This window comes from Streptomyces sp. NRRL WC-3626, assembly GCF_000718785.1.
Classification (GTDB): domain Bacteria; phylum Actinomycetota; class Actinomycetes; order Streptomycetales; family Streptomycetaceae; genus Streptomyces; species Streptomyces edwardsiae.
Genome location: NZ_JOCA01000035.1, coordinates 1 through 12,402, shown reverse-complemented (window position 1 = coordinate 12,402; position 12,402 = coordinate 1). Strand labels below are relative to the sequence as shown.

The window sequence follows — 12,402 nt, the reverse complement described above, 5'->3', positions numbered from 1 at the left end:
AGGCGTACGCCTGTCGGCTGTGCCGTGTCCCGGCTCTGTGTGGGCCGCGGTGGCCGGGGCGGAACGCCTCGTCATGTCGTCACCTTGTCCTCAACCATGCGCATGGCTTCCTGCACCGTGTACGCGAGTTCGAACGGGGGCGTGTCGGCCACCACGAATCCCCTGTGGTGGATTGCGCTGATGAGGTCTCGGAACTGCTCCCAGAATCCACCGGAGTCGAGCAGCACCAGGGGTTTGCGATGCAGTCCGAGCTGCGCCCGCGTCGCCACCTCGAGAATGCCGTCCAGCGTGCCGTATCCACCGGGCAGGGCGATGAAGGCATCGGCGCTGGCCATCATCCGCAGCTTGCGGTCGGTGTGGTCCCGCGTCAGCATCAGTGTCTGGACGGGAGCCCCCGCGGCATGCTCACGTTCGTGGAGGGAGGCCGGCAGGACTCCCATGATCGGGCCGCCGCTCCGCGATGCGCCCCTGGCCACGGCACCCATGAGACCACTGCCGCCGGCGCCGTACACCAGCAGGTGGCCCCGGCCCGCGATGTGCGCGCCGAGTTCACCGGCAAGCCGCTGTGTCCCGGCGTCCTGCCCGGCTTCGACACCGCAGAACACGCAGATGGCCAGTCGCTTCGAGGCTCGCGCCTCACTTGTGTCGAACGAGCTCGCTGACATGAGTCGACTCTCAGCTCCGCGAGGGGGAAAGGGTGGCCCGCACGGCCATCGGCGGGCGCTCGGCCCCGAGTACGTCACGGACCCGCCGGTGTCCCCCGGGGGACGCCGCCAGATCCGTGAGAACTCCTTCCACCGCGGCCATCACGGCCGACGCGGCAGACGGAGAGTGGGTGCGTCGATCGAACAGGAGCCGGAGCCGAAGGCGTTCGGCATCCTTGAAACAGAGGGTCAGGGGGTAACCGGTACTCTCGGTGATCTCTCCGATGGAGAGCGTCGTACCCGATCCGTCGTCCAGCTGGTCCGAGTACCCCTCGACGACGACGATGCTGTCGAACAGGGCTGTCCGTGGCGGTGCACCGCTCCAGGCATTGACGTCCGTGAGCGCGCTGTGACCGTATTCCCTGATGTCGAGATGGCGTGCCTGCACATCCTTGAGGAGTTCCGTCACGGTGCCCTCCGTCCTGATCGCCAGCCGGAGGGGCAGAGTGTTGATCATCGGTCCGACGATCGTCTCCACCCCGTCGATCTCCGGCGACCGCACGGCGAACGTCGATCCGACCGTGATGTCCTGGCGTCCCGTCAGGTGGTTGAGGGCGATGCCCCAGGCGGCCAACGCTACGGATCCCAGGGTCACTTCGCAGCGCGAGGCGAGGTGGCGCAACGCCTCCGTGGCCGTGGAGCCCAGTGTGGCCTCCACCGAGCCCGTGCCGGTGCCGCCCGGGTCGTCCTGAGCCACGGACGGCATGGGACGGCGGACCGCACCGTCGAAGACTCCGCGCCAGTAGCGCTCCGCATCCTTGGGTGGACGGGAGGCCAGCCACTCCACGTGTCTGCGGTACGACGTGGCCGGGGGCAGGGCGGCCACCTCACCGGCGAGCCGCGCCCTGTAGCACTCCATCAGTTCACGCAGCATCAGCGCCACGCTCCAGCCGTCGAGCAGGAGGTGGTGATATGTCATGAACGCGATCAGCTGGTCCGACGAGACACGGACCAGTGCCAGCCGGATCGGGGCTGTGCCGTCGGCCGCGAACGGCTCGGCCCGTTCAGCGGAGGCCAGGGTCCGCAGGTTGTGGCCCATGTCCTCGGGCGCCTCACCGCGCCAGTCGAAGACCCGCGTGGATATGTCGTTCCCGGTCCGCACGACATGGACGGGCTGAGGCACCCCGCGCCAGACGACCGCGCCACGCAGCAGGGGATGCCTGGCGCTGACGTCGCCCCACGCACCGCGGAAGGCGTCGACGTCTATGCGCCCGGTGAGACGCAGTTCCTGCTGGTCCTGATAGTGCGCACTGTCGGGATGCAGGAGGGAATGGTAGAGCATCCCTTGCTGGACCGGAGTCAGGGGGAACACGTCCTCGATGCCCGGATGAGCGGCGACGAGGGCGTCCAGCGTCCGCTGGCTCATGCCGGCCGGCCGGAAATCCGAGGGGGTGAAGATGTTCCGGTTCCCGTCGCAGTGACGGATGACCTCGCTGAGGCGGCGGGTGAATGTCTCGGCCACCTCTCGGATGGTCCCGGTGCGGAACCGGTCGCCGGAGAAGATCCACTCGGTCTCGAGTACGCCGTCCTTGACCGCCGCTTCGATCTCGATGTCATGGCTGCGCCGCTGATCGGGACTTCTCTCCGCACCCAGGGTCCCCGGCAGGACGCGCAGTGGGCCCCGGCTCACGTGCGAACGGTCCATCTGTCCCTGGTAGTTGAACAGAATCGGGGAATCGGGAAGTTCGCGAAGCTTCTGGTATCGGGGCCCTGTGGTCAGATGGCGGAGGATTCCGTAGGCGAAACCGTCACCGGGTACCGAGCGCAACAGCTGCCGGACCGTCGTGACCGCCGCAGCCGTGTCGCGCCCCGTCTCCCCCGTCAGCGGGACGGGCAGCCGCACCGGGTGAACACACGTGAACCAGCCGACGGTCTCTCCGACGTCGACACCCGTGACGGGGTGCTCCCGTCCGTGGCGCTCGACATCGACCGGTACGGCCTCACCGACCCATTCCTGCAGCGTCATGGCGAGCGCGGTCAGCAGTACTTCGTCCACCCGCATCCGGCCGGACGCCGGAATCCCGGTGAGCGCGGCGGTGTCCTCGGAGGAGAGGCGTGCCGTCACCGTGCCCGTCCGCCGCACAGTGTGCCGGCCGCCCGGGAAGTCACGGGGAAGCCGCGGGATGTCCGTGAGCATCCCGATCCAGTAGGCCTGGTCGAGGGCCGGGGCGACCTCGTCCGCGTACCGGCCGAGTGAGCGCGTCCAGTGGCTGAAGGTCGTCGGCGGCGCCGGGGGGGACCACGGCTCGCCCCTCAGTGCCGCCTCGTAGGACTCGGCCAGGTCGACGAGGATCGAGCGCCAGGAAAGCGTGTCCACGGCCAAGTGGTGCACGGTGATCAGCAAGCGGGAGGGACGGTCGTCGCCGAGACCGAAGAGAGCCGCCGCCACGAGCGGCCCCCGGGCCACATCGAGGGAGGCCTGCAGCTGATCGGCCTCGTCGTCGAGCGGCCCCTGCCGCCCGTCCCGGTCCGTGGCTGTCACCACCCGGAGTCGGAAACTGTCCTCACTCGGTACGACCGTCTGATGCCAGCCATCCGGCGATCGCGTGAAACGGAGCCTCAGCGCGTCGTGCCGGTCGATCACGGCCCGCAGCGCGGACTCCAGGGCCACCGGGTCCGGGGAGTCCAACTCCAGCTGCACGGACTGGTTGTAGTGGTGGGCGTCGGTCAAGTCCTGGTCCAGGAACCATTGCTGGACGGGGGTGAGACGCAACGGACCTGTGGCATCGACGATTTCAGTGGCTGCGGCCGCCTCGGACGGACTGTCCGGGGTCACGTGTGGAGCCAGACTCACGACGGTGGGGTACAGGAAGATGTCTTTCGGAGTGATCCTCAGCCCCGCGCGCCGGGCTTCGGCCGCGATCTGCATCGTGAGGATGGAGTCCCCTCCCAGTGCGAAGAAGTTGTCGTGCGCTCCCAGTTCATCGACGCCGAGGACCCGCTGCCAGATGGCGGCGATCCGCTCTTCCAGAGGGCCGGCGGGCCCTCGGGCCGGCGCGTCCTCGCGCGTATCGGCCGCGCTCAGCACCGCGAGCGCTTTGCGGTCGACCTTGCCATTGGAGTCGAGAGGCATGGCGTCCAGCAGCACGATCACCGACGGAAGCATGTACGGGGGCAGCCGCTCGGTGAGCCAGTCGCGCAGTTCCTGGCGACCGACCTGTGCGCCGGGGTCGGCCACCGCGTGCGCGACCAGCCGCCGCCGGCCACTGGCGCCGGGGGGCGCCGAGACCACGGCGTGGCGTACTCGGGGATGCGCGGCCAGGGCAGCCTCGACCTCCCCGGTCTCAATGCGGTAGCCGCGGATCTTGACCTGGTGGTCACGCCGTCCCACGAACTGAAGGTTGCCGTCGGGGTGCCAGTAGCCGACGTCACCGGTTCGGTAGAGCCGCCCGCCCGGCTGGTCCGAGAAGGGGTCGGGAACGAACTGCTGAGCGGTCCGGCCGGGGTGATTCCGGTAGCCGCGAGCGCAGCACACGCCTCCGATGTAGATCTCTCCCGGAACTCCGACCGGAAGCGGGTTCATGCCCTCGTCGAGCACATAGAGCGTCGTGTTCGAGATGGGCCTGCCGATGGGAACGAGATCGCCGGCCGGTGATCCGCTCACCACGTGGACGGAGTTCGCGACGGATGCCTCCGTCGGTCCGTACTCGTTGATCACTCGCGTGTCCGGGTCGAGCGCGCGCCAGCTTTCGAGAACGCTGGCCGGGAAGCCGTCGGCGCCGACGGCGAGTACGGCGGCCAGGCCGCGGGCCTGTTCCGGGGACACTCGCTGGGACAGGAGTTCGAGATGGCCGGGGGTCAACTTGACGAAGCCGAAGGGCGACTGGGCCAGGAGCAGGTCGGCCAGCCGTTCAGGGTCCCTGGTCTCCGGAATCAGATGGACCGGATGGCCGAGGATCAGCGGCACATACAGATTCGGCACGATCATGTCGAAGCCGAACGAGGAGAACACCGGTGCTCCGCCGTCGGACAGGTCCGCGTAGTGGCGCGAGCACCAGTGGATGTAGTTCACGAGACCCCGGTGGTGGCACATCACCCCCTTGGGCCGGCCGGACGACCCCGATGTGTACATCACGTAGGCGAGGCTGTCGGGCGAGGCCAGCTCGGCCGGGTCACCGGAGGGCGAGAGGTCCAGTTCCTCCTCCATGGTGTCCAGCACACAGAGCTCGGCGGAACCGAGGTCCAGTCCGCCCACGAGACCGGCGTGGGCGATCACCAACGGCAGTCCGGCGTCCCGGACCACATGGGCCAGTCGCTCGGGGGGGTTGTCGGAGGCCAGCGGGACATATGCGGCGCCCGCCTTCATGACGGCGAGCATGGCGACCACCATGTCCGGCGTCCTGGTCGTCAGGACACCGACCAGGGTCTCCAGCCCCGCTCCGCGCGCCCGCAGGCAGTGGGCGAGGCGGTTGGCCCGCTGGTTGAGCTGTTCGTACGTCCACGCGGCGTCGCCGAACCGCAGGGCCACGGCGTGCGGGGTAGCCGCGGCCTGACGGGTGAACAGCCCCGGCAAGGTCATGTCCGCGGGGTAGGGGGCCCGCGTCCGGTTCCAGCCGACGACGACTTCGCTCCACTCGTGCGGCGCCAACAGACAGATGTCCGCCAGCTGCCGGGAAGGATTGTCGGCGTACGCCCTCATGACGGTATGGAGGTGACCGGCGAGCGCCGAGACCGCCGCGTGATCGAAACGGCTGCGCCGATAGCGCAGACGAATGGTCGGGCGGTCCCCCGCCTCGAGCATGACGACCAGTGGGTAGCCGGTGGACTCGACGGTTCCCACCGGCTCGATGCGCAGTTCGCTGTCGGAGGGAAGCGTCCCGGAGGGGGCTGCGAAACCGTCGACGACCACCAGGCTGTCGAACAGGGAGGTGCCACGGGGGACCTCGCTGACGGCCTGGACGTCCGCGAGCGCCGCGTAGTCGTAGCTCCGCCCCTCGACCATCCGTTCCTGAAGGTCGCGCAGCCATCCGTCGAGTGCCGCCTGTGGCGCCGTGCGGCACCGCACCGGGACGGTGTTGATGCACAGGCCGACGAGTTCATCGGCACCGGGGAGGGTCGCCGGGCGCACGGCGACGGTCGACCCGAAGACGACATCGTCCTCCCCGCTGTAGCGGGACAGCAGGAGAGCCCAGGCGCCGTGGAAGACCGAGCCGAGGGTCAGCCCGCTCGCGCGTCCTACGAGTTCCAGCCGACGTACCAGGTCTCCGCGGAGGGTGATGGTCACCTCGCCGGTCGTCTCCCCGGCCGTGGAGTCGGGGCGGCCCAGCGCGATAGGGGTGGGGGCTGTGAATCCGGACAGGCGCTCGCGCCAGTACGTGAGCGCTGCCTCGTGGTCCTGATCCCTCAGCCACTCGACGTACCGCCGGTAGGAGGGGGCGGGTGCCGGCAGAGGGGGTTCGCCGTCCGGGCGCGCCGCATAGAACCGTTCCACCTCGTTCACCAGGATGGGCAGGCTCCATCCGTCCAGTAGGAGATGGTGGTAGCTGAGGATCATCTCGGTCAGTTCGTGCGACCAGCGCATCAGGGTGAGCCGGAAGGGCGGCTCGCTCGCGATGTCGAACCCTGTGGCCCGGTCCTCCTCCAGGAACCGGTTCAGCGCCGCCTCCCGGTCGTCGACGCCCGGGAGTTCGACCACCCGGACCGGAGGGACGGCGTCCGGCAGCGTTCTCTGGTGCGGAGCCGCGAGTCCCTCCCACTCGGCGACGTTCCGCAGCACCGAGTGCCGGCGTGCCACCGTCTCCCATGCCGTGCGCAGCGCGTCGGTGTCGACCGGCCCGTGGATCCGGTAGACCGTCTGCTGGAAGTAGTCGGCCGTTCCCGCGGAGTACTGGCTGTGGAACAGCATGCCGGCCTGCATCGGCGTCAGCGGATACGGCGAGCCGGGAACACCGGCCTCCGCCGGCTCGTCGGCGGCACGGACAGCGGACGACGCGCCGGGAGAGTCCGGGCCCGGCGCCACGAGTTCGGCCAACTGCTTCAGGGGCAGCCTCAGCACGTCGGCCACCGGCATGTCCAAGCCCGCCCGGCGGGCGAGAGACGCGACGCGGACTGCGCGGACCGAGTCACCGCCCACGTTCAGGAACGTGTCGTCGAGCCCGATGTCGTCGTGGCCGAGCACCTCGCCCCACAGGCGCGCGACCAGTCGTTGATCCTCTGAGACCGGTGGGGCCGAGGGCCTGCGTCCCGCCGAGGACAGGGGCAGGGGCAGGCGGGTGCGGTCGATCTTGCCATTGGCGTTGAGCGGAAGCCCTTCCACGACGACGAATTCGCCCGGCACCATGTACGCGGGCAGCCGGTCGGTGAGGAAGGACCGCAACGCGCGGTCGAGGCGCCGCAGCCGTCGCGCTCGGGCCGGGTCGTTGACCATCCCGCGCAGCTCGTCCGGGGCCGGCGCGGGCGCCGGGGCTCCGCGAGGCTCCACCCGAGCGGGGGCCGGCCGGTCCGATGTGCCGGCACGCCGAAGGAGCAGATCCGACTCGTCCGGGCCTCCGTCCCCGCACAGGACCTCCGTCACGTGGAAACCGAGGCGCTCGGCCAGAGCCTGCACCGCCTGCCGGTCCAGGGCCGTGCGTACCCGGTCGCAGTCCCGGGCCGCCTCCAGCAACCCGCCCAGGACCTCACCGTGGTCCGCACGGGACAGTCGCTCCGCCACGGCGACGGCGAAGGCCCGTCGGGCATCGGGGACGCCCCGCAGAGCGAAGTCACCGGGAGCCGAGCGCAGCATGGCCTCGAGGGAGGACATCGTCGTGCCGGCGAAGTCGCGGTGCGTCCGACGACTCGGCCGATCCGCGGCGGTGGCCACCGCGTCCGCCGTCCTGTGGATGACCACCCGGTAGCGGAACGGGCCCTCCCGCTCCGTCTCCGTCCCGGGGTCCGGATGGATGTCGACCCTGGCCACGCGGTCCGAGAGCCGCTGGACTTCGGCGAAGAAGCGGGGGTCCACGGCGAGTTCGTCGGTCAGGGTGAGTATTTGGTCCACCTGTCCGGCCAGCGACGCGCAACTGTCGTAGGGGGAGCGCCGGGACACCTCCGCCACCACGGCCTCGGCCGTCAGCAGACGCAGGTCGCGCACGCCCTCGATGATCACCTGCCCCCCTGGCGCCACCCGGTCGAGGGCTGCGTCGATGGCGCTCCTGAGCTGGTCCGCGCCGCTCAGCCCGGCGGGATCGACGCCGACGACCGGCGGACCGTCCCCCCGCTCACCGTCCGCCGCATGACGACCGGCCGCGTCGGGTACCGTGCCGCTGTCGTCCGCGGGGGCAGGAACGACATAGGCCACGAGGCCCTGGTCGCGTCCCTCTTCCCGGCGGGGAACGACGACGGCCTGCCGCACCTGGGGATGGCCCAGGATCGCGGCTTCGATCTCTCCCGGCTCGACGCGGAATCCGCGGACCTTCAGCTGATGGTCGGCCCGTCCCAGGATCTCGACGGTCCCGTCGTCGCGGCGGCGGCCCAGGTCACCGGTCGCGTAGAGCCGTTGTCCTGGTACGGGTGAGAGGCCATCGGGCAGGAACCGCTCGGCGGTGCGGGCCGGTTGTCCCATGTAGCCGAGGGCGAGGCCCGCGCCGCCGATGTAGACCTCGCCCTGCTCCCCGAAGGGGACGGGAAGCATGTCGACGTCCAGTACGTGCACGCTTGTGTTGGCGACCGGGCTCCAGTCGACGGTTCGCCCGCGGTCCCCGAGTCGTCCGGCGGCCGACCAGATGGTCGTCTCGGTCGGTCCGTAGAGGTCCCACGCGGCACTCCCCAGGGAGGTCAGCCAGCCGGCGAGGTCCGGGGGAAGCCGGTCTCCGCCACAGAGCACGGTGAAGCCCTGGGGCGGACGCCAGTCGGCCTCCCTCAGCAACTGCCACGTCGCCGGTGTGGCCTGCAGAACGGTTCCGCCGGCCTCAGTGATCAGGTCGGCCAGCAGTGCGGGGTCCGTGGCCTGCGCTCTGCTCGCGACGACCACACGTCCGCCCACCACCAGGGGGAGGAAGAGCTCCAGTGCCGCGATGTCGAAGGAGACGGTGGTGACGGCCACCAGGACGTCCGACGCGTCCAGGCCCGGGGCTTCGCGCATCGAGCACATGAAGTTCGCGAGCGCGGAGTGCGGGACGGCGACGCCCTTGGGCAGGCCCGTCGACCCGGACGTGTAGATCACATAGGCGACCGAGGAGGGGTCGGGCGCGCTGAAGGTGGCGGGGCCGGGCCCGGCCGTCGGTTCCGCTTCGCCCAGACGCAGTACCACCACCCCGTCGGACGGCAGCCATTCCGGGCGCTCTCCGTCGGTCAGCACCGTCCTCAGACCCGCGTGCCCGACCGTACGCGCCAGCCGGGCGGGCGGCAGATCCGGGTCGAGGGGCACATAGCCGGCACCGGAGCGCAGGACACCGAGCAGTGCCACCACCAGCGCGGTCCCGCGCTCCATGGCGACACCCACCAGATCGCCCGGGCCGACGCTCTCCGCGCGCAGCCGTCCGGCGACCAGCCCGGCCTGCTCCCACAGCCGGGCGTACGTCAACTCGTCTCCGCAGGAGACGGCGGGCGCTTCGGGTGTGGCAAGGACCTGCTGGTGGATCAGCTCGGGCAAAGAACGCAGCGGCAGGTCCATGACCGTGTCGTTCAAGGCGCCGACGATCTCCCGCTGCCCGGCCGCGACGCGATCCAGCCCATTTCCCGAACCGCGGTGACCGTCGCCCATCAGCCTTCACTTCCGTTCTTCAGGATTCCGGACAGGACGTCCGCCACGTGCCGCACATGGGGGACCTCCAGCAGTTCGGTGTGGCGGCCCGGTACCGGGTAGACCTTCACCGCACCGGTGGTCAGCGCCTGCCACTCCTGTGGCCGGACCTCGTCCATGAGCCCGCTCCCCTGCTCCTCGCTGCGCAGCAGGTGGATGTCAGCCGCCACGACACCGTCGTACCGGTAGGCGCTCGTGGCCGCGCCATTGGCCGTGTACACCTGCACCATCCGCCGTACCGATTCGCTGTCCGCCAGCTGGGACATGCGGTTTCCGGAGCGCTCGTGGCGCAGGATCTCCTCGAGGAGTTCCTCTTCCGTACGCTCTTCGAGCCGCTGCTCGAAGAGCTTCAGCTCCGCCGCCACTTCCATGAGCTGTTCCCTGAGGCCGCCGGCGGAGCCGCTGCGCCGGGTCCGCGGCCGGAACACCGGCGTGTCGATGACGCCAAGCAGGTCCACGGTCTCGCCGGCCGCCTCCAGCTGCCGCGCGGCTTCGAAGGCCACCAGCCCGCCGAAGGACCAGCCCGCGAGCCGATACGGGCCGGTGGGGCGGATCTCCCGGATCGACCGCAGCCCCGCGCGGGCGATCTCCTCCACACTGGTGAGCGGGCTCTCGTCGGAGTCGACCCCGACCGACTGCAGGGCGTACACCGACTGCTCTGTGCCGAGCAGCCCGGCCAGTTCCAGATAGGAGGTCGCGAACCCGCCCTGCGCCGGGAAGAGGAAGAGCGGCGAGCCGCCCTCGCCACGGCGCAGCCGGACCGGAGTCCCGTCACGTCGGCGGGTCATGAGGTCACGCAGGGCGGCGGACATCCGGGCCACCGTCGGATTCTGGAAGAACGCGACGAGGGGGACCGCGACGTCGAAGGCCGCACGCACCTTGTCGACGGCGGCGATGGCACTGATCGAGTCCCCGCCCAGTTCGAAGAAGCTCTCGTGGATGCCCACCCGGTCCAGCCGCAGCACGCTTGTCCAGATGCCCGCGAGCGTGTGTTCCGTGGGCGTCGTGGGTGCCGTGTGCCCGGACGCGGCCGAGTCCGTCCTGTGGAGCCCGGGGGCGGGCAGCAGCCTTCGATCGACCTTTCCGCCCTGGCTGAGTGGGATGGCGTCCAGGACGGTGTAACTGGCCGGCAGCATGTAGGGGGGCAGGGTCTGCCGCAAGAAGTCCCGCAGATCCGGTGCGCCCGTCGACCGGCCGGGTTCGAGAACCACATAGGCGGCGAGCCGCTTGTCACCGGGCCGGTCCTCGCGGGCCGCGACCACGGCCTCGCGCACCGCGGCGTGCTGAAGCAACGCGGCCTCGATCTCGCCGAGTTCGATCCGGTAGCCCCGGATCTTGACCTGGTGGTCGATCCGGCCGAGGAACTCCAGTTCCCCGTCCGCCCGGAACCTGGCCAGGTCGCCGGTGCGGTAGAAGCGGGTGCCCGGAGCATCGCTGTACGGGTCCGGCAGGAACCGCTCCGCGGTCAGCGCGGGACGGTTCAGGTAGCCCCGGGCCACTCCCTCACCGCCGATGTACAGCTCGCCGACGACACCGATGGGAACGGGGTTCAGCCGGTCGTCGAGCACGTACATACGCGTGTTGGCGATCGGCTTCCCGATCGGGACCAGGCTCGTGTACGCGACGTCGTCGGGCACCGTGTGGATCGAACAGCCGACGACGGTCTCGGTGGGGCCGTACTCGTTGATGATCCGCGCCCCCGGCGCGATGCGGCGCCACGCCGCGGCGGTCTCCGGCCTCATCTCATCGGCGCCGACGACGAAGGTACGGACCGAATCCACCGCTCCGGGCGGCAGTTCACCGCGCAGTACATCCAGGTGAGCGGGAGTGATCTTCAGCAGGCTGAAGTCACCGGGACGTGTGAGCAGTTCCGAGAGACCGGCGATCGGGTCGTCCTGAGGCAGCAGGGTCACGTCCTTGCCGTATGTCAGGGGCAGGAAGAAGTTCGGCACTGACAGGTCGAAGGCGATGGACCCCAGCATCGGAGCGCCGGACGCGCCGTCGAGACCGTAGCCCTCGGTTGCCCAGGCGAGATAGTTGATCAGTCCGCGGTGACTGATCATGACCCCTTTGGGTCTGCCCGTGGAGCCGGAGGTGTACATGATGTACACCAGGTTGTCGGCGGATCCCAGCACGAGAGGGTTCACGGCCGGCCTCTGTTCGATCAGAGGCCGGTCCGCGTCGATGCGGACCACCGCGGGCTCACTGCCGGCGAACCGCGCGGCCAGGGCGTCCTGAGTGACCACGACCTCGGCGGCCGCGTCGGACAGCGCGAAAACCTGGCGTTCCGCGGGATGCCGGGGATCCATCGGCACGTACGCGCCGCCGGACTTCACGATCCCCCACAGCGCGACGAGCATGTCCACGCCGTGCTCCACACAGACGCCGACCACGGTCTCAGGGCCGACGCCCAGACTCCTCAGGTGATGTGCGAGGCGGTTGGCCCGTTCGTTCAGCTCCCGGTAGGTGAGCCGCTCCTCACCGCACACGACCGCGACCGACTCGGGCGCACGGCGCACCTGGCGTTCGAACAGCTCCTGAAGGCAGGCGTCACGGGGGAAGTCAGCGTCGGTGGCGTTCCAGTCCCGGACGACCAGCTGCCTCTCGGCCGCCGGCAGCAGACTGATCCCCGCTACCGGTCCCCCGGGGTCCTCGGCCAGCCCTCCGAGGACCTGCACCACGTGGGCGAGCATTCTCTCCGCCGTCTCGTCGTCGAACGACTCCTGTGCGTAGAACAGTTGGAAGGACAGTTCGCGATCGGCGTCCACCTGCAGGACCAGCGGATAACCCGTGGCAGGGCTGCCGCCGGCCCGAGCGGGCGTGAGCGTCAGCTCTCCCGTGGTGAGGGCGTCCGTGTCGTAGGGGGTTTCCACGACCACGATGCTGTCGAAGAGTGGTGTGCCCGCCGGCGCACCCGCCCACCGCTGAACGTCCACCAACGCGCTGTGCTCATGCTCCCGCACCGCCAGCAACCGC

3 protein-coding genes are annotated in these 12,402 nt (G+C 70.0%); all 3 read right to left on the bottom strand.

Annotation, left to right across the window (positions count from 1 at the left end; translation table 11 throughout):
• Positions 1 to 71 precede the first annotated feature (71 nt).
• Entirely contained in the window at positions 72 to 665 is a 594-nt protein-coding gene (locus tag IF28_RS0134755) for a TIGR00730 family Rossman fold protein (protein WP_063829365.1), read from the bottom strand.
• A gap of 10 nt (positions 666 to 675) precedes the next feature.
• The gene (locus IF28_RS0134750) at positions 676 to 9,387 is read right to left on the bottom strand and encodes a non-ribosomal peptide synthetase (RefSeq protein ID WP_051713983.1); all 8,712 of its coding nucleotides are present in this window, start codon (positions 9,385 to 9,387) and stop codon (positions 676 to 678) included.
• A partial coding sequence (locus IF28_RS37210; RefSeq protein ID WP_051713982.1) for a non-ribosomal peptide synthetase occupies positions 9,387 to 12,402 on the bottom strand: 3,016 nt, incomplete at its 5' end. The genes IF28_RS37210 and IF28_RS0134750, both read right to left, overlap by 1 nt.